This window comes from Streptomyces liliifuscus, from assembly GCF_016598615.1.
GTDB lineage: Bacteria > Actinomycetota > Actinomycetes > Streptomycetales > Streptomycetaceae > Streptomyces > Streptomyces liliifuscus.
This window is the reverse complement of sequence record NZ_CP066831.1, coordinates 10938790-10960216: the sequence shown is the minus strand read 5'-3', so window position 1 is coordinate 10960216 and position 21427 is coordinate 10938790. Positions and strand designations below refer to the sequence as shown.

Annotated in this window: 20 protein-coding genes and 2 pseudogenes; 10 read left to right on the top strand and 12 right to left on the bottom strand. The window is 67.7% G+C overall.

Translation table 11 applies throughout. The features are described from left to right. Window positions 1-2 precede the first annotated feature (2 nt). The 7 genes from JEQ17_RS47745 to JEQ17_RS47715 all read right to left on the bottom strand — a co-directional run bounded on the left by JEQ17_RS47745 (window position 3) and on the right by JEQ17_RS47715 (window position 9948). Window positions 3-1217, bottom strand: a complete 1215-nt coding sequence (locus JEQ17_RS47745) for a Gfo/Idh/MocA family protein (RefSeq protein ID WP_200401176.1) — start codon at window positions 1215-1217, stop codon at window positions 3-5. A gap of 68 nt (window positions 1218-1285) precedes the next feature. Continuing rightward, window positions 1286-2335, bottom strand: coding sequence for a substrate-binding domain-containing protein (locus tag JEQ17_RS47740; RefSeq protein WP_200401175.1), 1050 nt, complete (start codon window positions 2333-2335; stop codon window positions 1286-1288). Window positions 2336-2437: 102 nt separating this feature from the next. Further along, the gene (locus JEQ17_RS47735; protein WP_200401174.1) at window positions 2438-3466 is read right to left on the bottom strand and encodes an ABC transporter permease; all 1029 of its coding nucleotides are present in this window, start codon (window positions 3464-3466) and stop codon (window positions 2438-2440) included. Further along, window positions 3463-4986, bottom strand: a complete 1524-nt coding sequence (locus JEQ17_RS47730; protein WP_200401173.1) for a sugar ABC transporter ATP-binding protein — start codon at window positions 4984-4986, stop codon at window positions 3463-3465. Before JEQ17_RS47730 ends, JEQ17_RS47735 begins: the two co-directional genes overlap by 4 nt. 380 nt (window positions 4987-5366) lie before the next feature. After that, on the bottom strand, window positions 5367-6548 hold the full coding sequence (locus JEQ17_RS47725; protein ID WP_200401172.1) for an ROK family transcriptional regulator: 1182 nt from the start codon (window positions 6546-6548) through the stop codon (window positions 5367-5369). Window positions 6549-6880: 332 nt separating this feature from the next. Next, window positions 6881-7537, bottom strand: a complete 657-nt coding sequence (locus tag JEQ17_RS47720) for a response regulator transcription factor (protein WP_200401171.1) — start codon at window positions 7535-7537, stop codon at window positions 6881-6883. Then, window positions 7534-9948, bottom strand: coding sequence for a sensor histidine kinase (locus JEQ17_RS47715; RefSeq protein WP_234048662.1), 2415 nt, complete (start codon window positions 9946-9948; stop codon window positions 7534-7536). Before JEQ17_RS47715 ends, JEQ17_RS47720 begins: the two co-directional genes overlap by 4 nt. 339 nt (window positions 9949-10287) lie before the next feature. On the opposite strand from JEQ17_RS47715, the gene JEQ17_RS47710 reads away from it, so the two are divergent. The 5 genes and pseudogenes from JEQ17_RS47710 to JEQ17_RS50995 all read left to right on the top strand — a co-directional run. Then, the gene (locus tag JEQ17_RS47710; protein WP_200401170.1) at window positions 10288-11154 is read left to right on the top strand and encodes a C40 family peptidase; all 867 of its coding nucleotides are present in this window, start codon (window positions 10288-10290) and stop codon (window positions 11152-11154) included. A 428-nt stretch (window positions 11155-11582) separates the two neighbouring features. After that, complete coding sequence (locus JEQ17_RS47705; RefSeq protein ID WP_200401169.1) at window positions 11583-12125, top strand: hypothetical protein; 543 nt, start codon at window positions 11583-11585, stop codon at window positions 12123-12125. 380 nt (window positions 12126-12505) lie between these two features. Next, window positions 12506-13267 (top strand): hypothetical protein, encoded by a 762-nt coding sequence (locus JEQ17_RS50350; RefSeq protein ID WP_234048661.1) that lies wholly within the window; start codon window positions 12506-12508, stop codon window positions 13265-13267. Further along, complete coding sequence (locus tag JEQ17_RS51000) at window positions 13264-13488, top strand: transposase (RefSeq protein WP_407700179.1); 225 nt, start codon at window positions 13264-13266, stop codon at window positions 13486-13488. The genes JEQ17_RS50350 and JEQ17_RS51000 overlap by 4 nt, the downstream gene beginning before the upstream one ends. Then, window positions 13484-13792, top strand: a pseudogene (locus JEQ17_RS50995) (transposase); the annotation flags it as partial. The gene JEQ17_RS51000 and the pseudogene JEQ17_RS50995, both read left to right, overlap by 5 nt. A 9-nt stretch (window positions 13793-13801) precedes the next feature. Here the strand turns inward: JEQ17_RS50995 and JEQ17_RS47690 are convergent. The 3 genes from JEQ17_RS47690 to JEQ17_RS47680 all read right to left on the bottom strand — a co-directional run bounded on the left by JEQ17_RS47690 (window position 13802) and on the right by JEQ17_RS47680 (window position 15618). Further along, window positions 13802-14368: a peptidoglycan-binding domain-containing protein gene (locus tag JEQ17_RS47690; RefSeq protein WP_234048660.1), complete on the bottom strand. Its 567-nt coding sequence runs from the start codon at window positions 14366-14368 to the stop codon at window positions 13802-13804. A 356-nt stretch (window positions 14369-14724) separates the two neighbouring features. Beyond that, window positions 14725-14907, bottom strand: a complete 183-nt coding sequence (locus JEQ17_RS47685; RefSeq protein WP_200401168.1) for a hypothetical protein — start codon at window positions 14905-14907, stop codon at window positions 14725-14727. Window positions 14908-15042: 135 nt separating this feature from the next. Next, complete coding sequence (locus JEQ17_RS47680; protein ID WP_325176324.1) at window positions 15043-15618, bottom strand: ATP-binding protein; 576 nt, start codon at window positions 15616-15618, stop codon at window positions 15043-15045. A gap of 77 nt (window positions 15619-15695) precedes the next feature. On the opposite strand from JEQ17_RS47680, the gene JEQ17_RS50340 reads away from it, so the two are divergent. From JEQ17_RS50340 to JEQ17_RS47665, 3 genes and pseudogenes are all read left to right on the top strand, one after another. Continuing rightward, entirely contained in the window at window positions 15696-15983 is a 288-nt protein-coding gene (locus tag JEQ17_RS50340; RefSeq protein WP_234048659.1) for an MmcQ/YjbR family DNA-binding protein, read from the top strand. A gap of 3 nt (window positions 15984-15986) precedes the next feature. Next, entirely contained in the window at window positions 15987-17042 is a 1056-nt protein-coding gene (locus tag JEQ17_RS47670) for an aldo/keto reductase (RefSeq protein WP_325176323.1), read from the top strand. 313 nt (window positions 17043-17355) lie between these two features. Then, window positions 17356-18157: pseudogene (locus JEQ17_RS47665) on the top strand (IS5 family transposase). Window positions 18158-18163: 6 nt separating this feature from the next. On the opposite strand, the gene JEQ17_RS47660 reads toward JEQ17_RS47665, so the two are convergent. After that, a complete protein-coding gene (locus JEQ17_RS47660; RefSeq protein WP_200401166.1) occupies window positions 18164-18892 on the bottom strand; it encodes a DUF2625 family protein in 729 nt (242 codons plus the stop codon). Between the two features lie 299 nt (window positions 18893-19191). On the opposite strand from JEQ17_RS47660, the gene JEQ17_RS47655 reads away from it, so the two are divergent. Then, the gene (locus JEQ17_RS47655; RefSeq protein WP_200401116.1) at window positions 19192-20031 is read left to right on the top strand and encodes an IS5 family transposase; all 840 of its coding nucleotides are present in this window, start codon (window positions 19192-19194) and stop codon (window positions 20029-20031) included. A 104-nt stretch (window positions 20032-20135) separates the two neighbouring features. After that, window positions 20136-20920 (top strand): IS5 family transposase gene (locus JEQ17_RS47650; protein ID WP_200402101.1). Its coding sequence is split into 2 segments (ribosomal slippage): window positions 20136-20460 and window positions 20460-20920, totalling 786 coding nucleotides; the frame shifts between segments, so codons are not numbered across the junction. On the opposite strand, the gene JEQ17_RS47645 is transcribed toward JEQ17_RS47650, so the two are convergent. After that, entirely contained in the window at window positions 20892-21227 is a 336-nt protein-coding gene (locus JEQ17_RS47645) for an ankyrin repeat domain-containing protein (protein WP_200401165.1), read from the bottom strand. The two genes, JEQ17_RS47650 and JEQ17_RS47645, sit on opposite strands and share 29 nt — an antisense overlap. Between the last annotated feature and the right edge of the window lie 200 nt (window positions 21228-21427).

The following is a 21427-nucleotide window of genomic DNA, read 5'->3' as shown; positions in this document are numbered from 1 at the left end:
CTCTAGCGGACTTCGGCCTCGACGGCCTGGACAGGGGTGTAGACGGAGTTCTTCTGCGCACTCTCCTCCACCGCGGCGAGCACCCGCTGCACCTGCAGACCGTCGGCGAACGACGGCATCGGGTCGGTGCCCGACGCGATGGCCTCGACCAGGTCGCGGGCCTGATGGGCGAAGGTGTGCTCGTAGCCGAGCGCATGGCCCGGCGGCCACCAGCCCTCCAGGTAGGGGTGTTCGGCCTCGGTGACGACGATCCTGCGGAACCCCGCTGTGGCGGCGGGCTCCCGGTGGTCGTGGAAGGACAGTTCGTTGAGCCGCTCGAGGTCGAAGGCGAGCGAACCGGACTCGCCGTTGATCTCCAGCCGCAGGGCGTTCTTTCGCCCCGAGGCCATTCGGGTCGCCTCGAACACGGCGAGCGCCCCCGAGGCGAGCCGACCGGTGAAGACGGCCGCGTCGTCGACCGTCACCGGACCGTGCTCGGTGCCGCCGGCAGCGGACAGGCCCGAGGAGGCACCGTCGAGGCGAGGGCGGTGCTTGACGAAGGTCTCCATCTGGGCGGAGACGCCGACCAGCACCTCACCCGCCAGGTACTGCGCGAGGTCGACGATGTGCGCGCCGAGGTCACCGAGCGCCCCCGACCCCGCGTGATCCCGCTGCAGCCGCCAGGTCAGCGGGAAGTCGGGATCGACCAGCCAGTCCTGGAGGTAGCTGACCCGCACGTGGCGCAGCGTGCCCAGCCTGCCCTCGGCGATGAGCCGGCGGGCGAAGGCGAGGGCGGGCACCCGCCGGTAGTTGAAGCCCACCATGGCCAACTGCCCGCGCGAGCGGGCCGCTTCGGCAGCCGCGGTCATGGCCTCCGCCTCGGCGACCGAATTGGCCAGCGGCTTCTCGCACAGTACGTGCTTGCCCGCCTCCAGCGCGGCGATCGCGATCTCCGCATGGCTGTCGCCCGGGGTGCAGATGTCGACGAGCTGTACGTCGTCGCGGACGATGAGGGCACGCCAGTCGGTCTCCGCCGCGGCCCAGCCGTGCTTGTCGGCCGCCGCCCGCACGGCGTGCGCGTCACGGCCGGCGATCGCGGCCAGGACCGGCCGCAGCGGCAGGTCGAACACGCGCCCAACGGTGCGCCACCCTTGTGAGTGCGCGGCGCCCATGAACGCGTAGCCGACCATGCCCACGCCGAGTGCCGGCGGTGCGTTCCGACTGTCCCTCTGTTCCATACGGATTCCTCCTCGTCGGAGTGTCACTGACTCATCACTGTGTTCGCGGGGCGCACGGCCCGGGCCGGTCAGATGAAGCCGGTCGGCAGGTACTGGTCGACGTTGTCCTTGGTGACCACGGCCGAGTAGAGGGTCAGCGAGGACGGGATCTCGAACTCGGCGAGACCGCCGACGCCCTTGCCCTGGCCGAGCGCCCGGGCGAGATCGATGGCGGAGGCGGCCATCGTGGGCGGGTACAGGACGGTCGCCTTGAGCACGCTGTCGCCCGCCTTGATGGCGTCCATCGCGGACTTGGCGCCTGCGCCGCCGACCATCAGGAAGTCGTCGCGGCCTGCCTGCTCGATGGCGCGCAGCGCGCCCACGCCCTGGTCGTCGTCGTGGTTCCACAGCGCGTCGAACTTCGACTGGGCCTGGAGGAGTTGCGCCATCTTCGCCTGCCCGGACTCCACCGTGAAGTCGGCCGCCTGGCGGGCCACCTTCTTGATGTTCGGGTAGTTCTTCAGGGCGTCGTCGAAGCCCTTGGTGCGCTGCTGGGTCAGTTCGAGGTTGTCGAGGCCGGCGAGTTCGACGACCTTGGCGTTCTTCGTGTCCTTGAGCTGTTCGCCGATGTAGTGGCCGGCGTTGAGGCCCATGCCGTAGTTGTCGCCGCCGATCCAGCAGCGGTAGGCCTGCGGGGAGGCGAAGACGCGGTCCAGGTTGACGACGGGGATGCCGGCCCTCATGGCCTGGAGGCCGACCTGGGTGAGGGCCTTGCCGTCGGCCGGCAGGATCACCAGGACGTCGACCTTCTTGTTGATCAGGGTCTGGATCTGGCCGATCTGCTGGGCGGTGTCGTTGGAGCCCTCGGTGATCTCCAGGGTGACGTCGGAGTACTTCTTGGCGCGGCTCTTGGCGTTGTCGTTGATCGCGTTGAGCCAGCCGTGGTCGGCCTGCGGGCCGGCGAAGCCGATGGTGACCTGCTTGCCGGGCTTGTCGTCGGCGACCGGGGCGGCGTTGTCCGCGGCCCCTTCCTGGTCCTTGGGCTCGTTGCTGGTGCAGGCCGTCAGAAGCGCGCCGGCGGAAACGGCCGCGGTGCCGAACAGCAGTGCTCTGCGGCTGGTGGCGGGGGTTCTTGCCATGGTGGATCGACCCTTCGACTGGGCGGTGTGCGTCAGATGGAGGCTGTGGGGGTGCCGGACGGCGGTGTCAGGGGCCGCCGTCCGGCGGTGTGCGGTACGGCGTCAGGTGTCGCCGTGCAGCGAGCGGCGCTGGACCAGGACGGCGGCGACGATGATGGCGCCCTTCGCGATCTGCTGGACCGCGGTCTCGAGGTTGTTCAGGGCGAAGATGTTGGTGATCGTGGTGAAGATCAGGACTCCGAGGACCGAGCCGATGATGGTGCCGCGGCCGCCGCTGAGCAGGGTGCCGCCGATGATCGCGGCTGCGATGGCGTCCAGCTCGTAGAGGTTGCCGTTGGTGTTCTGGCCCGAGCCGGCGAGCACGATGAGCATGAACGCGGCGATACCGCAGCACAGTCCGGACAGCAGGTACAGATACAGGCGCTGGCGGCGGACGTCGATGCCGGCGAGGCGTGCCGCCTCCGCGTTGCCGCCGACCGCGACGGTGCGGCGGCCGAAGGTGGTGCGGTTGAGCAGCAGCCAGCCGATGACGGTGACCGCGCCGAAGATCAGGACAAGGGGCGGGATGCCGAGGACGTAGGCGTCCTTGGCGCCGAGATCGAGCACCGATTCGACGCTCACGACCTGGGTGCTGCCGTCCGTGATCTGCAACGCCAGGCCACGGGCGGAGGCGAGCATGGCCAGCGTCGCGATGAACGGCACCATCCTGCCGTACGCGATCAGCAGACCGTTCACGAGGCCGCAGCCCACACCGACGATCACGGCGGTGAAGAGGATGCCGGCGAAGCCGAACTCCTGGGTCGCCACGGTCGTCGCCCACACCGAGGCGAGCGCCACCATCGCGCCGACCGACAGGTCGATCCCGCCGCTGGTGATGACGAAGGTCATGCCTACGGTGACGACGCCGATCACGGACGCCTGGGTGAGGACGAGCTGCAGATTGCTAGTGGCCAGGAACTCGTCCGGTGCGGTGATCCCGCCGACCGCGACGAGGGCGGCGAGGACTCCGAGCAGGGACAGCGTACGCACGTCCCACCGCAGCACGGGGCGGCGTGAACTGCCTTGGTCCCCCGCGGACTTGGTGGCGGACGGCGGCGCTTCCTTCTGGGGCGCGGTGGCCGGCTGCGTCATGGCGTCGGGCTCCCTTCCATCACAAGATCGAGTACACGGTGCTCGTCGAGCTCCCGGGCGTCCGCGGTGTGCACGACGCTGCCTTCTCGCAGCACCAGCACCCGGTCGGCGAGCCCCAGGACCTCGGGCACCTCACTGGACACGAGAAGTACGGCCAGGCCCTCGTCGGCCAGCCGGCGAATCACGGCGTAGAGCTCCGCCCGGGCGCCGATGTCCACGCCCCTGGTCGGCTCGTCCAGCAGCAGCACCTTGCAGCCCCGCAACAGCCACCGTGCGAGGACAGCCTTCTGCTGGTTGCCGCCGGACAGGGTCCTGATCGCGGCATCCGGATTGTCGGGGCGCAGGGACAGTTCCCGCACCGCCTGGTGCGTCGCGGTCCGCTCGGTACGCCGGTCGATCCAGCCCGCGCGGGCGAACCGGGACAGAGTGGAGACCGAGACGTTGCTGCTGACGGACTCCAGCATCAGCAGGCCCTGCGCCTTGCGTTCCTCGGGCGCGAGACCGATGCCGGCGCGGACCGCGGCCCGGACGCTTCCCGGACGCAGTGGTGTGCCCTCGACGAGGACCCGACCGCCGTCAGGCCGGCGAGCCCCGTAGATCGTCTCCAGGATCTCGCTGCGCCCGGACCCGACGAGCCCGGCCAGACCGACAATCTCACCGGGCCGCAGCTCCAGATCGACGGGCGCGAACTCCCCTCGCCGGGTCAGCCCCTGGACCGTCAGCACCGGTTCCCTCCCCATGGCGGATCCTGCCTCGGGGCGCTCGGGGAAGACGTACTCCACATTCCGCCCGGTCATCAGGGCCACGACCTCATGGGTCGGCGTCGACTCGGCGGGCAGACCGCCCGCGACCGAGCGGCCCTCCTTCAGCACCGTGACCCGGTCGCCGATGCGCCGGATCTCCTCCAGGCGGTGGGAGATGTAGATGACGGCGACCCCGTCGGCCGTCAGATCACCCACGATCCGAAAGAGGTTGTCCACCTCTTCGGGGTCGAGCGCCGCGGACGGCTCGTCCATCACGATCAACCGGACCTCGTGGGACAGTGCACGGGCCATGGAGACGATCTGCTGCTGCGCCGCGGACAGGTCACCGACGAGCCGCGCGGGGTCGATCTCCGAGTGCCCCAGACGCTCCAGCAACTCCGCGGTCGCCGTACGGGCGGCGGAGCCGCGCACGACGAACCCGGCGGAGGTCGGCTCGTGCCCGAGGAAGACGTTCTCCGCGACGGACAGCCCCTCGATCAGATCGAGTTCCTGGTAGATGGTGGCGATACCGAGGCGCATGGCGGCGATCGGCGACCCCAGGGTCACGTCCTCGCCCCGCCAGGTGATCTCACCGCTGTCGGGCTGGTGAGCGCCGGCGAGCACTTTGATCAACGTGGACTTTCCGGCTCCGTTCTGGCCGAGGAGGCAGTGGACTTCGCCGGCCTGGACCTCGAGGTCCACACCGTCCAGGGCGCGAACTCCCGGGAACGACTTGGTGATACCGGACATGGTGAGCAGGGGTGATGGTGGTGCCATGAGAAATCCCCTCGGCAGGTGCGGGCCGTGAGCGAGCGGAGCTGGACAGGGTGGATCGGGTACGTGGACAGCTCTGGGAAGCCCGGGGCGGCATGCCGCCGGGGGCGTAGGGGCTGAACAGGGCAAGGCAGAACAGGGCAAGGCAAGGCCAACGGCCTGGGATTCATGCAGTGGTGGGAGCCGGGCGCCGGCGCTTCATGTGGTGGAGACGGCGGGGCTGTGGTGTCGCGGTGGTTCTACGGGTGTCGCGACGGCGCAATGGGGTTGCCGAGGCGCGATGGTCGTGGGGTGATGCCAGTGGGGTGCAGTGACGTTGGGGCGACGCCACGGGGGTGCAGTGGCGCAAGTGGTGGTCCGTCACCGACGGGGTCAGGCAGTGGTCAGGCGGGCGAGAAGACGTGGTCGCTGATGAGGCGGGCTGCACCGATCGCTCCGGCGGCCGGCCCCAACTCCCCCAGCACAATCGGTAGATTGCCGGTGGCGAGCGGCAGCGACTGCCGGTACACCTGGGTCCGAACACTGGCCAACAACGTGTGCCCGAGCCCGGTCACACCGCCGCCGATGACCACCAGCCCCGGATTGAAGAAACTGACAAGCCCGGCGATGACCTGGCCCAGACGCTTCCCACCCTCCCGAATCAGCTCCAGGGCCACCGCGTCCCCCGCTGCCGCGGCAGCCGATACGTCCTCGGCCGTCAGACGCCCGGCCGTCTCCAACCGGGCGGCAAGCTGGGCCGACCGTCCCTCGCGCGCGGCCTGCTCCGCGTCAGCGGCCAACGCGGCGCCGCTGAAGTGGGCCTCCAGGCAGCCCCGGTTGCCGCACGCGCACGGGCGGCCGTCCGGCACGGCCTGGATGTGGCCGATGTCGCCCGCGCTGCCCGTCGTACCGCGGTAGACCTCTCCGCCGACGACGATCCCGCAGCCGATACCGGTACCGATCTTGACGCAGAGGAAGTCGCCCACGGAACGGGCCACGCCCGCGTGCTGCTCCCCCATCGCCATCAGGTTCACGTCGTTGTCGACCATGACCGGACAGCCGAGGTCCTGACTCAGTGCCTCCCGGACCGGGAACCCGTCCCAGCCCGGCATGATCGGCGGGGCGACCGGGACGCCCTCGGGGAAGCGGACCGGGCCGGGCACGCCGATGCCGGCGCCGTCGAACCCCTCCGCGAGCCCCGAGGCCTTCAACTTCGCCGCCATGGACAGCACCTGCTCGAAGACCGCGACCGGGCCCTCTCGCACGTCCATGGGCTGGTTGATGTGCCCCAGCACCTCCAACTCCGCATTCGTCACGGCGACATCGACCGAGGTGGCGCCGATGTCGACACCGAGGAAACGCAGCGTCGGCGCGAGCCGGATGTTGTGCGACCGCCGGCCACCCCGGGACGGGGCCAACCCGTCCGCGACGACCAGCCCCGTCTCCAGCAGCCGGTCCACTTCGACGGCCAGCTTCGAGCGGGACAGGTCCACCAGATCACCCAGCTGGGCACGAGAGTTGGACCCGTCGTCACGCAGTAGACGAAGCAGCCGCGCCTGATGCGCGTTCTCAGGCCGAGCAGTCATCCGTCTCACGATCCCTCCTCTCCCCTCACCCACGGCCGGGAATCCAGGTGCCTGTCGGCACCGACTGCACCGTCAGGTTGTTGAAGAGGAACGTAACAACGATTTTCCAGACTGGGAAGTACTTACGCTCAACTTGGGTGCCTCTTTTTCCACACCCAGGACAAAGTCCGGATGGGTGACGTCCGAGAGTCGTTCGACAGGGGTGGCGGGCTGGCTGACCACGCCGAAAGGTCGCACTGCGCCCCCCACTCCAGGCCGCTATAGCCAGCGTGATGTGCGCTAGAGACCCCGATCATGCTGAAGACGTGCATCAGTGGCACCTACTCCTGCACTCAGAGGTCGTCCACGTCGACCAGCCCGTCCTGGATGGCGCGGGCGACCAGGCTTGCCTTGGTCCGCGCGGGTCGGCCGACGTTCGCGTACTTGATGCGCACCCGGTCCAGATACGAGTTGACCGTCCGTACGGAGATCCCGAGACGCTGCGCGACCAACTCCTTCGACTCCGACTGGAACCACTCGATGAGCACGTTCTCCTCGCGCACTGAGAGTTGGGGGCGGTCGGCGCGGGTATTTGTTCCCAGCGCGCCAGCCAGTGCGGGCGCCATGTAGGGCCGCTCGTCCGCTGCCGCCAGCGTCGCCTCGACCAGATGGTCTCGGCCCTCGCTCTTGGTCAGATAGGTCGCGGCTCCCAGGTCCAGGCAGTTGAGCGCTGTCTTCTCGTCGTCCCGCATCGAGTAGACGACCACCTGCCGCCCGGCGTCGACGAGTCTTCGAAGGCTGCCGAAGGCGGGGCCGCCCTCGCCCAGTTGCAGATCCAGGACGACGACGTCGGCCGTGCTGCCCGGCGCGGTCCAGGCTTCCCGTATGGAGCCGCCGACCGCGACCACGGTGATGGGCCGCCGTGATGCGGCGTACCACGCCTCCACGCCCGAGAGGATGGCGGGATGATCGTCGACGACGACCACGCTGACCGGTGCGTTGTCACTCATGTGAGGTCAACTCCGGAGGCTGCCGGTCTTCTCCAGCCGGCCTCCACCCACACACTTCCGCCGCGCATCGTTCGCGTCACGTCCACCTTCACGTCCGTGGCACGGCCGTGTGCCTGAGCGGCTCTTTCCGCGCCCCGGCCGCCGGCGCAGTCCTCGCTGACCACACTCACGCGTACCACGCGGGGTGTCCACACGACAGTCACCCGCGCGGTCGAGCGGGTACGGCTCAGAATCACCGCCACCGGGTCGATCAACTCCCTGCGTACCTCCACAGGCACCTCACCCGGCTGGCCCCGTACGGCCAGGCTCACCGTCACCCCCTGGTGCTCGGCCACCTCGACGCACGCCCGCAACTCGTTCAGCAGCGGGTCCAGGACGGCATCGCTTTCCGCGAACAGGCGGCGCATACGGGCGGCTTCCACGCCGCACCGGAACCTGACCTCCTCGTCGTGCGGGCTCAGCACACCATGGCCAAGGCCCACGAGCAGCGGCACGGTCGTCGCCGTCAGCGCGCGGTAGCGGTCCTTGTGGTCACGCTGCATGTCCTCGTGGATGCGTTCCCGGGTACGCAGTTCTTCCTCCCGTGCGGCCTCGGTCCCCGCTGCTGGCGCCGTACCGTGGAGCAGGTACGTCATCAGTACACCGACGGATAGCTGGAAGCCGCAGCTGCCTATCGTGGAGATCCCCATGGTGGCCCACTGGGCGACAGTTGGCGCCCCGGACAGGAACACAGCAGTCGCGTTGAGCCCCACATGCGCCCCGAGGAACGCCGCGAATACCCTGACCCGCAGGTCTGCCAGCAGGAACAGCGCGTGCCAGCCGACCACTCCGAACGCCCAGTCCGGTGCACCTGTCGACTGCTCCGGCGGGAGCGTGAACGCGCAGACCGCCGAAACAGCCAGCGCCGAGCCCAGGCTCCACCAGCGCACCCTCGGAGGGATCTGTCTGCCACGCAGCAGATAGGCGCCCCCGATCACCGCGACGGCGGCAAGGCAGACGAAGGCGGCCGTCTGTGCCCACGCGGGGCGGTACACGTCCTGGTGGACCACGAGCCGGCGCAGCGAGATGGTGAACTGCCACACCAGGCTGATCAGCAGCACGGCCAGTTGGGTCCCGTACAGGAGCCGCCCACGGATGAAGCGGACGTCGGCCGTGTGCTGGACCTGGGCGCGGGGCGGGCGCGGTACGCCGGGCGCCTGTGCTCCGTCGCCTGCCTGTGGCGCCCGCGTCTGGCCGTGCCAGCGCCACTGCACGCGGGTCCCGATGTCCGGATGGGAGGTGACGGAAGCGGAGCCTCCGACCGCGTGCATCCTGGCGATGATGGAACCGGAGATGCCCCGGCGCCGCGCGGGGACGGACTCCGGGTTGAACCCCCGTCCCGCGTCGGACAGTTCGACGACGGCGCCTTCTCCCTCTGTCCATGCCCTGAGCTCCGCCTCCCGCACCCCGGCATGGCGTGCCACATTGGTGACGGCCTCCCGGACCCCGTTGAATATCGCGAGCCCAGGGCCGGACGGAATCGCGAGCGGGCCATCGATGCGCGTCTTGAGCCGCACCCTGGTCTGTCCCTCACCTTCGGGCACACAGCCGAGGAGAGCCGCGAGGTCGACGCTCCCCGTCTCGAATCCGGGCACGGCGGACATGGCCTCCAGATCCTGTCTGGCACGTGGAGGCAGCCACGACCAGTCCCGGCCGTCGCCCTGGGAGACCATCAGCAGCGTCGCGCTCGCCGTGTCGTGCAGGGTCGCCAGGTACTCGCGCTCGGTCGCCCTGCGTGCGGCGGCGACCTCCATCTCCCGGCGCGCTGCCGCCCTGACCGCGGCCGACCGGTCCGCCGCCCTGGCCAGCCCCCGAACGATGAGGTAGGCGGCCCTCGACAGGCCCACCTGGATCAGCATGCGCGCCAGGGGTACCCAGTCGGGGCCGTGCCCGGGCGAGGAGAGGACGTCGCCCAGCACGAACACGACAGCCCCCAACGCGGCCAGGGCAGCCCCGGCCACCGGTCGCGTCGCCCACTCGTACTGGAAGGCGACGACGCTGATGCCGACCATCGCCTCCACCATCACATCCGCGGCCTCGCCGCCGATCACCGGCTGAGACAGCCCCGTCAACACCACCACGGCCGCGTCCAACGTCCACAGCAGGGCAAGCGGGAACATGCGCGGGCGGCGCAGCGAGTAAAGGCGCACACCACAGGCGAGGAAAGCGGGCACCAGCAGAGACACCGCCAGGGGAATCTCCGCCGCATCCGCCGAGACGACGCCCAGCGCACCGCACAGGCAGACCACGATGGACCGGAGCCACACCCCGAAGCGCTCAAGGGCCAGGATCACCAGGCGCTCGCTGGACCTGGGGCCGCCTGTCGAATCAGTGGTTCCGTCCTCGTTCCCCTTGCGTCCCCCGTGCCGCATGGAAACAAGGGTAGTTGACCCACGATCAAGGTAGAGCGCCCGTAAGCCTCGGCCTCGGTGCGATGAAGGTGTCGGGGCCGGCCTTCTGACGCTGCCTTGCGCGTATTCCGGTGTGTGCGGTGGCTGTTCCTTGTGGGGCAAACGACCGGCACACTCTGCGGCCTGGCCGGGCTACCGTGCCCGTCGTACAGGCTGACACCGGCCGTGGCGGGGCGCACATGACCTCACGCTCAACCCCTTTCACCGCCAGCCGTCCTACCGAACTCATACGTCCGGCATGTGGCGTGCCGAAGATCCCGGGAGTTCCGCATGAGAGTCCTCGCAAGACTCAGGAACGCGTTGACGACAGGTGCACTTCTCATAGCGGCAGGCTCGATGGGCCTGGCTACCGCACCGCCGGCCTCCGCGAACGAGCCGATCGCCAACCCCAGCATCACCGTGACCGGCGGCTGCGCCGGAGCGCGGTCCCTGGTCCAGATCTACTGGCACAGCTCGAACGAGGCCAGCATCCACTGGACGCTGACCGACACCGACCGGGGCGACGGCAAGCCGCCCGTCCTCAGGATGAACGCGGTCGGCGCCGACGGCGCCCAGCCGTTCGTGTTCCGCACCGGAGAAACCGCGGCCGTCCTCCATGGCGACACCGTCTCGGGCGGCGAGGACACCTGGAACCCCTCGGACATCGCCCAGTTCCGGCGTCTGCAGATCATCACCCAGAACGGCACCACGGCGTCGGGCGTCGAGTGCTCGACGACCAAGAGCGTGTACAACTTCTCCCGCGTGGCCTACCACTACTCGCTCGACCAAACCGACAAGCCGTACGAGTGGGGCACTGAGGGGCCGGACACCTTCGACTGCTCCGGCCTGGTGTACCACTCGTACAACCGCGTGCCCGACCTGCCCTCGGACTGGACCCGCAAGACAGCGAACAGCTACTACAGCTGGGCGGTGGGGGAGGCCGCGAACAACGAGTCCAACAACAGCAACCTCCAGCCTCTCGACGTCCTGCGGGTCCCTGCGTCCGAGCGGCAGGTCGGCGATCTCGTCTTCTACGACGGCCATGTCGGCTTCTACGCGGGCGACGGCCGCCTCTACTCCGCCCTCAACGAGAATGCCGGCATCGGCTACACCAGCATCGACATCCTGACCAGGCAGGACCAGTACTACTACCGAATTGTCGGCGTGAGGTCGTCCACTTCCTCGTAGCGACGCTCCCTGATGCCCCGGAGCCCTGAACCGTGGCAGCACCATCGTGGGGTTCCGTTCGGACGGCAGCTTGCGCCACCGCGAGCGGACCTTCTTTTCCTCTCAGCTCCCCGGCCGGGCCAGTGCAGTTCGACATGCTCTGTCAACCGCCGCCAGGCGCAGCGGCGTTAAAGCCCAAGCCGCACGCTGCGAGCGCGGGGAGCGCGCTCACAGCGTGGTGGTGAACCTGCCGTCGACGGCGCATTCGGTCCGGCCACGCGAGATGCCTCAAGTACGCCCAGGGGCTGTGCCTGCCACAGCCTCCAACTGCTTGCCAACCCACACTGAAGCCGGTGTCGCCACAACCTGCCGCTCCGTGCGGGTCAGCCCCGGCGTACGCTCACGGGCGCACCGTCGAGCGATGGCGAACCGAGGGGAAGACACCATTCGTGCCTGATTACGACGACCCCGCCTGGGGGCCGCTTCCTGTCCGTCCGGCCGTACTGCGCTGGCTGCTGCTTCTCCCCCTGACCCTGGTGTTCCTGCCACTGTGGTGGGTGGTGTGGGTCTTCCTCGCCGCCTGCTTCTACTGCGTGGCGACGGTAGCCGAGCTGATTGTCCACATGGTGCCGCGTGCCGAGAACGGTGCGATACGGGTGCTGGACGCCACGCTGGGCCGGGTGCCGTTCGTCCCGCTCTGGTGCGTGACCCCGGTGGCGCTGGTGCGGGAGGGCGACACGACGTACTACCAGGCGCGCGTGGACCGGCGCATCGAAAAGCAGACCCGGCGAGTGGAGACCTCCCACTACCGTCGCGAGTACCACCGCGACCTGGAACTCGGGACACACTACTTCCGGGGCGTTGGCGCCGGGTACGTCCTGCGCGTCGCCTCGGAGCAGGGCTGGAACCTCCATCCAGTGCTGCGCTCGCGCCCCCGGCATCGGCTCCGGCTGCGCCACAACGGTCGGCAACGGCCGGACTTCAGGAACTGACGCTCCCGAACGGTCTTCGTCAGCGGCGGCCGCCCCGCCCAATTGGCCGACGGCGAACCAGCCTGCGCACTCCGGGCCACTCGCGCGACAACGGCGAAGCGCGGGCAGGTGGAGCGTCAATCTGTCTGTTGGCGCCGCAAATTGACGCAGTAGCAGCGTATGTACCGCTGGAGAACCTGGCTATCAGCCCCAGCGCGGCCTCACCTCAACCAGGAAGGCAAGCTTGCTCACCGTCGACGACCAGCGCAGGCTGGCTGGAGCTGGTCGCGACCACCGCAGGCTGGCTTCAGGGCTGATCAGCCCTGGCGTGCTCACCCGCTTTCAAGGAGACCACACTGAGAAGAAGCGCCCTGCAGTGGCCGGTACTGATCATCGCGTTCGTGCTGGGCCTGCCCTCGTTGACCGGCTGCGCCATCGACAAGGGCACGGCACTCGCCGCGGATTTCGAAGAAAACTGGGCCGGTACGCCGGACGTGGCGAAAATCCGCACCACCGAGAACAACACGCTGCCCTTCAAAGGAACGTCGACCGGCACGCTGATCCTCAAGGACGGCACTTCGGCCGACCGCGTGACCAAACTGGTGGGCGAGTTGAGAGAGTACGTCTCCCGTCACGACAAGATCACCGGACGAATCGCGGCGGATGGCATCACCTTCACCGTTGTCGCGGACGAGGGGCGCACCGGAGAGGTCCTGGCGCTGTGGCGGTCACTGACGGCCGACGACCGCGTGGCGGACGCCGACATCAATGACGCGCCCTGGAAGAAAGCAACCGACCGCTGGCGGATCGAGGTCACCGCAGTCGATGCCACCGGAGCATTGGCAGTGTTCAAGGACATGTACGGCAAGGGCGACCGGCACCGGCCACTCTCTGGCGTGATTGTCCTAACGGTCAAAGGGGGGCTCTTTGTGGAGACCGACTTCAACGACGGTTTCCCCGCAGAGGCGATCGCCGCGTACGAGGCGGTGCTCGCTCAGTACCCCGTCATCCGCGCGACTCTGCGACGCGATGCTGTGTCTGGATCGGCGGTAAGCATCGTCGTGGCGGAAGGCGTGGATCGGCACCATGCCAGGGAACTCGCCCGGAGGGCGGCCCCGAACCTCGGTGCCGCCGTCGAAGTCACCAGCGACAGCGCCGACTGATCGCCAGGGGGACCAACAGGCCGGACGAACCGGACGATCGCGCCCTCGGCCGATCCCGAGGAGGCCTGACCACCAAGATCCATCTCGCCTGCGACGGCAAGGGGCGCCCGCTCGCAGTCCTGGTGACACCCGGCCAACGCCACGACAGCATCTGCGCGCGACCTCTTCTGGAGCGCATCCGCGTCCCTCGCACCGGCCCGCCGACCACGCTGCAGGCCTGACCAGGTCATCGCAGACAAGGCCTACAGCTCCCGCGGCTTCCGCGCCTACCTGCGCAAACGCGGCATCGGGCACACCATCCCAGAGAAGACCGACCAGCAGCGACACCGGCACAACCGCGGGCATCTCGGCGGGCGGCCACCGATGTTCGACCGGCAGATCTACCGTCAACGCAACGTCGTCGAACGCTGCTTCAACCGGCTCAAAGGCTTCCGTGGAATCGCCACCCGATACGAGAAGACCGCCACTTCCTACGAAGCAGCGGTCACACTCGCGTCATTCCTGCTCTGGGCAGGATCCGTTTGAAGACGGACCCTAGACGATGGTGCAGGTTCGGGCGTCGTAGCTGGCCTTTCGGTCGTTGCCGTCGGCGTCGGCGAAGTGGTAGACCCCGTTGACACGTGAGATCGCGATGTCCCTGTACCGGCCGTCGTACTTGTCGACCGTCCCGTCGTCGTCCGTGTCCCTGAGTTGCTTGCCCGCGGCGGCCCAGGTGTTCTTCCCTACCGAGCCGTCGGCGTCAATGGGGCTCATATATTTGCTCTGCCACGCATGTGTGGCAATGGTGGTGTTGTGGCCGAAGTAGCCGTCGATCTGGTCCCTGTGGCCACCGCTGGAAGAATCCGCCCAGAAGACGATCTTCTGCCACAGGCACGTGGCATTGGAATTCCGGTTGTAGCCCCCGAACTCGGCGACGATGCCCTCGTCGGTCCAGTCGTCCGTGAAGTCTCCGGCGCCCTGGATGTAGGTGTTGCCGTTGTAGGAGTTGGACGCCGAGGCGGGTGTCGTCATGGAGGCACTGATGCCAAGGGTGAGGAGTGTGGCGGTCAGGGGAACCGCGGTCTTGCGCAGGACGCTGCGGATCTTGCTGGAGGAAGCCATGGGTCTCCGGATCAAAAGAGCAGGCCAATGGGCTTGCTCGGACGGATGAAGCCGAGTTGGTCTACGACCTCGGCAGGAGATAGGAGGCTTTTGTTGTGGTCGGTGTCAGCCCCGTACGACGGGACAGTAGCCCGGTCCGGTCGCTGAGTGTGTCGGTCGTTTGCCCCACAAGTGACGGATGACGAGAGGCCGTTGCTCAACTGCCTGGGCACGGAAACCGAGACGGACGGCGGTTCCGGACCCCGCGTTCCCCCTGGAGGGGAGCATCACGGCAGGCCGCCAAAGCACGAAGGACCAGATCGGTGATCTGGTCCTTCGGGTTGTGTCGGTTGCACGGGCTATGCGGGTTGCGCGGGTTATCCGTGTGGGAGTTCCTCGGCGCCTACCAGCGGGGCGTGGCCTGCGCGGTGACTCGCTGGATGGCCTTGATGGGCGAGGTCGGGGCGGTCGACATGGACGTAGGGGCCGGTGCCGACGGCGGTGCTGAGCCTGCTGCGGCCGGAGAGCTCGCGCCACTCGTGCTGGCCGTCGGTCCGCATCTGCTCCAGGGCGGGCCCGTAGTCGGGGACTTCGGAGTACGGGTGCGCACACGGACGGGCTCAGCCACCGCGCCTCCAGCGGTCGGATCGGACGTCACCCCACATCTAATCGCCGCGACCACCAAACCGGCGAACCTATCCGGTCACAGCACTTGTCACGATGGCCCAGGCGCGTTCGTAGTGGCCCGAGATGAACTGGAAGAACAGGTTCGCGGCCTCGGGTTCGAAGGGGATGCAACCCACTTCATCGACCACGATCAGAGGGATCCGGCCAAGCCGGGTCAACTCTTCGCTCAGACGCCCTGCTTGATGGGCTTCGGCGAGGCGGGTGACCCACTGGGCGGCGGTGTCGAAGACGACGCGGTGGCTGGCCTGGCAGGCCCGGATGCCGAGCCCGGTGGCGAGGTGGGTCTTGCAAGTGCCGGGCGACCCAAGGAAGATCACATTCTCCTTTCCGGCGACGAATTCCAGTGTCCCCAGATGAGCAATGACCTCGCGTTTCACGGACCGCTGGTGGTCGAAGTCGAAGTCCTCAAGCGACTTGCGAGAGGGAAAGCGATCCGCCCGGATGCGGCCCTCGGCGCCGTGGAAGTCGCGGGCGGCGACCTCCCTCTGCAGGCATGCGGCCAGATACTCCTCGTGACTCCAGCCCTCGTTGCGGGCTCGCTCGGCGAGCCGGGCTGCCGAATCCCGCACGGCCGGGGCCTTCAACGCCTTGGTCCGATAGATCAGTTCGGAACCGACGTCCCGACGTCAGCCACGGCCGCCCCTTCACCCCCAGAGTCGACGTGTCCAAGGTCGCGGACAAGGTGTTCCTGATCGTCACCGACGACCCGGAGGAACAGAGCATCACCGTCAAGTGCGAGCCCGAGCACGAGCGGGCACTGGAGCCGGCTATACCTCGATCACCCCGCTATCTCGACAAGAGACACTGGATCGCGCTGGGGCCCGGGCGGTGCATCACAAAGCGGCTGATCGACGTTGCGATCGAACACTCCTACGACCTGGTCATCGATGGTCTGTCACAGAGCGAGCGCCCGCCTCGCGCCCCTGGCCCGGACCCGGCCGCCAGGTGAACCTTGGCCGCGCCCCCTTGGACACTGGCCGGCCTCGGGTCAGCCAGGCAGCCCTGGGAGCAAGGCGATGACGTCGCCTCATCGCGGCTCCGTGGCCGACCGCTCAACGTCCGCCGGGGTTCGGGGGCGGGGCAGCAGCCGACCCCAGGTCCATGTCCAGGCAGAAGGCGCCGTACAGGTACGTTCGACCAGAACAGCGCGATAACGACGGCACTCAGGACGGGGGAACGGAACTCGTCCCGCTACTCACGACCTACTTTGCGGCTCGTCGGAGAGGCCCTCGCTCCGGTCCGTGACCACGTGGTGATCGCCACGAAGTTCGGCTTCCCTATCGAGAACGGTGCGTCAGTCGGACTCAACAGCCGGCCCGAGCAGATCCGTGCCGTCGCGACGGCCTCCCTCGAACGGCTCGGGGTGGAGACGATCGACCTGTTCTACCAGCACCGTGTTGATCCACAGGTGCCGATCGAAGACGTCGCCGGCACGGTGGCGGAGCTCGTGCAGGAGGGCAAGGTCCGCTGCTTCGGGCTCTCGGAGGCCGGTGCGGAGACCATCCGTCGTGCTCACTCGGTCCACCCGGTCACAGCAGTGCAGAGCGAGTACTCGCTGTGGACCCGGGATCCCGAGTCACAGATCCTGCAGACGTGCGCGGCGCTCGGCATCGGATTCGTTCCCTTCAGCCCGCTCGGCAAGGGGTTCCTGATTGGGGCGGTGGACGCCTCGACGTCGTTCGCGGCCGACGACGTCCGAACCACCATTCCACGGTTCACGGCCGAGAACCGAGCGGCCAATCAGGCGCTCATCGATCACATTGCAGCGCTCGCGCAGGCCAAGGACGCCACACCGGGGCAGGTAGCGCTCGCCTGGCTGCTTGCACAGCATCCGTGGATCGTCCCGATTCCCGGAACGCGGCGCATCGCCCGCATCGAGGAGAACATCGGCGCCACTCAACTACCGCTCTCCGCCGACGAACTGTCGGGCCTCAACGAACTCGCTGACCGGGGCGGGGTACAGGGGGACCGCTACAACGAGCACCACATGTCGCTGGTCGACAAGTAGCCGGACGGCTCGATAGCGAGTGCCGCGTCAGGCAACGTTTGCGATGTTCGTCGTTGACCCTGAGCCGACGGTAGGTGACGTGGCACCGTGCATCGAAGTCGAGCGTTTTGGGCGCCGTTCCGTTGCGAACCTGAACGCCCCGAGCGCCGAATCGGTCGCGCGTTCGGTCTGCGGTCTGGTTCGCATCGCGACGGCGTTAACGTTCGCATCACGACGGTGTTGAGTAGGTGGGATCGGGCGCCGATGAGGAATGGTGCAGGCAGTCGTCTAAGAGGTCGTCTCAACTAGCTTGATCGCTAGGCTGTCTGTCGTGATGGCGTGGGTGGGACGTCTGGTTCCGGACGGGTTGTGGGATTTGTTTCAGCGGGTGGTCCCGGCTGCTCCGGTGCGTCCGCAGGGCGGTGGTCGACGGCGGTACGGTGATCGCGAAGTGCTGGCGGCGATCGTGTACGTGGCCACGACGGGCTGTACCTGGCGGCAACTGCCGCCGGTTTTCGGTCCGTCTGGACCGACCGCGCACCGCCGTTTCACCGAGTGGAGCCGGGCCAGGGTGTGGGGCAAGCTTCACCGCATAGTCCTGGACGAACTCGGCGCCCGTGGAGAGTTGGACTGGTCGCGGTGCGCGATCGACTCAGCGAACACGCGGGCCCTCAAAGGGGGGACCTGACGGGTCCAAATCCCGTAGATCGCGGCAAGAAGGGATCAAAGATCCATTTGATCACCGAGCGGTCCGGTACGCCGCTCTCGATCGGAATCTCCGCCGCGAACACCCACGACAGCCAGGGCCTCGGCTTCTCGTGCGCGGCATCCCGCCCATTCGCTCCCGCCGCGGACCGCGTCGACGACGCCCCGCCAGACTCCATGGCGACAAGGGGTACGACTACGACCACCTGCGACGGTGGCTACGTTCCCGGAACATCACCCCGCGCATCGCCCGCAAGGGCATCGAGCCCTCCCAGCGCCTGGGCCGCCACCGCTGGACTGTGGAACGGACGGTGGCCTGGCTTGCCGGGTGCCGCCGCTTGCACCGGCGCTACGAGCGCAAGGCCGAACACTTCCTCGCCTTCGCCGGCATCACCGCCACCCTCATCTGCTACCGGCGTCTGGGTGGGTGAGCCGGTTCATGCGACTCCGAGGAACCCCGGATCGGCGCCGTCGAACTGAAGGCACGAGGTGCGGCTCAGGCTCAGGAGTTCCGTCATGGGCGCGGCACGACGGCTGGTTGCCAGCAGATCCTGACGGGCCTCGGCCGACCACAACGGCGGGAAGAACGACAGTCCCTGTCGGCCATTCAGCACAGAGACTTCGTCGCGCCAGCCGTCCCACCGCAGGCCCTCATAGAACTCCTGGAGCCCTCCGGAAAGAACCCAGGACAGCCATGCCGAGTGGCCGGCGCCCAGGGCCTCCCAGCCAAGGGCATCGGGGGCGAAGTAGAGGATCTCGCCCGGCTCGCCGGGCCGACCGGCCTCACGGGGGTTGCCCCCATTGAGGGTGAAGACCCCGCCCAGCACGTCGTGCGCGACCACGAGACCCGCACCCGACGGCCACGCGGGATCGAACGCCGCGGGCATCGCGTTGATCTCGGCCAGGCCGGGCAGCCCTTCCACGTCGGCACCGCTCGGGCTTCCGAAGATCCGCAACCATCCGCTGTCCACGAGCAGACCGCCACAGTTCAGTACGATGCCGCCCAAATTTGATCCGGCGGAGACCTGTAGCTGCAGCAGAGCAGCGCGACCCCTCTCGGTATCGCCGGGCAGCACCTCAACTGGTACGTCGGTGCCGGACAGCTCCTGAAGGAGGAGCGGCCAGGCTGGATCGTCGACGTTGATCAGCTCATTGACCTCGCGCATCTCTGCATCGTCGCACCAGCACCCAGTGGCCAAGTCCGCAGGGTCACCCGCACTTCGATCCACCAATCGAGATGACCTCTAAAAGAGTGTTTTGTCCTGGGGATGTTGTTTGGTGGCTCTTTGGGTGTCAGGTTGATTCAAGGGTGCCGGGGCCAGGGATATCTCGTGTGTCAGGTGATGCCGTTGACGACATGTGCAGGCCCTTTTCGGCCCGTTCGCTCCTGTCTGATCCCAAGGCGCCCCTGCTGAACCCCTTTTGCGCCCTGCTGATGCGAGGGTCCCGACGGTAGTACCGAAACATGACGCGACAGCGCCCGTATCCCAGCGATCTGTCCGATGCCCGCTGGGAGTTGGTTGAGCCCGCCCTGACTGCCTGGCGGGCCGAGCGCAGGGGAAAGGGCCTGGATATCGGGCGCCCACCCCAGCATGACCTGCGCCGGATTATGGACGCCATCCTGTATGTCGACCGGACCGGGATCCCTTGGCGCTACCTGCCGCACGACTTCGCACCGTGGGAGACCGTCTACGGGTACTTCGCCGCGTGGCAGAAGGACGGTGTCTTCCACCAACTCAACGGCATCCTTCGCCAGTTGGTACGCCAGGCCGAAGGCCGGAACGCCGAGCCGAGCGCCTGCGTGCTCGATGCCCAGAGCGTCAAGACCTCCGCGAACGTGCCGGCTTCTGGGCAGGGAATCGACGCAGGGAAGAAGATCGCAGGCCGCAAGCGTCACCTCGGCGTCGACACTCTCGGCCTGCTCCTCGCCGTCTGGGTCACCGCTGCCAGCGTCTCCGACAACGTCGGCGGCATCCACCTGCTGTCCCGGATCGCCACCTCAAACCCACAGGTCAGAAAGGCCTGGACGGACACCGGGTACCGCACCAAAGCCATCGATCACGGCGCACGTCTCGGTATCGACGTCGAAGCCGTCCACCGGGATCCGACCGCGAAGGGATTCAAGGTGATCCCGCGGCGCTGGGTCGTCGAGCGGACCTTCGGCTGGCTGATGCACCATCGCCGACTCGCCCGCGACTACGAGACCCATCCCCACCGCTCCGAAGCCATGATCCGCATTGCGATGATCGACCTCATAAGCAGACGGCTGACCCGCGAATCCACCCTGAACTGGCGCGATGCCTGACTTGGAACCAAACAACATCCCCAGGACAAAACACTCTTTAAGACGTCATCTCATTTGGTTACGTGGGTAGGCTGTCGGATGTGGCGGGGATCGTTGAGCGGCTGATGCCGGACGAGTTGTGGGAGCTGTTCCAGCGTGTGGCGCCTGAGGCGCCCACGCGGCCTCAGGGCGGTGGCCGACGAAGGCACGGTGACCGTGAAGTGCTGGCTGCCATCGTGTTCGTGGCAACGTCCGGCTGTACCTGGCAGCAACTGCCGGCCGGACCGTTCGGACCGTCCGGCGCGACGGCGCACCGCCGCTTCACCGAGTGGACGAAGGCCAGGGTATGGGCAAAGCTCCACCGTCTTGTCCTCGACGGGCTCGGCTCCCGCGGCGACCTTGACTGGTCTCGATGCGTGATCGATTCAGTGAACATGCGCGCCCTGAAAAGGGGGACCTGACAGGTCCGAATCCTGTCGACCGGGGCAAGTACGGCTCAGAGATCCATCTAATCACTGAGCGGACCGGTCTGCCCCTGTCCGTCGGGATCTCGGGTGCCAACGTCCATGACAGCCAGGCCCTGATCCCGCTCGTGAAGGGCATACCACCGGTCCAGTCCCGCCGCGGCCCCCGACGTCGCAGGCCCAACAAGCTCCATGCAGACAAGGGCTACGACTACGGCTACCTGCGGCGGTGGTTACGCAGTCGAGGCATCCTGCACCGCATCGCCCGCAAGGGAGTTGAGACCTCGCAGCGGTTGGGGCGTCACCGTTGGACGATCGAACGCACCATGTCCTGGCTTGCCGGCTGTCGCCGTCTCCACCGTCGCTATGAGCGCAAGGCCGAGCACTTCCTCGCCTTCACGAGTATTGCCTGCACCCTCATCTGCTACCGGCGGCTCGCCCGTTGATGTGGGTTTGCAGCAACCTCACCGCCAGGTCGTGGCCGTAGCGATTGGCCATGTCCATGGGTGTGTGACCGTCTGGATCGGCGAGCTCCGGATCAGCCCCGAAGGCCAGCAGCACAGCCGTGGTATGCACCGTCAACGGTTCGCCGCTCTGTAGAGAGCCGTCGCCCTCGACATCGATCGCGTGCGTCAGCAGCGTCATGTTGCTGAAGACCTCATCGGGATCGGACCCGTCGGCCAACAACCGGGCCAGGCTCTCCGCGTCCTCGTGCTCGACCGCGTGATGGGCGGGTGTCCAGTAGTTACTCACCAAGGCATTCAATCGCCACCACAGCACGTCTGCCAGCGGTTATCTACGCCGCCAGCAACCAATTGAGATGACTTCTAAGTCGCCGCGTTGCGACAGCGTCACCTAATTGTTATGGCGGATGACAAATAGCGCCGCCCGCAGTCTGGGCACGGGGTCCGGAGCGCCGTAAGTTCCCGCTCACAACATTCAGCCGGGCGGAT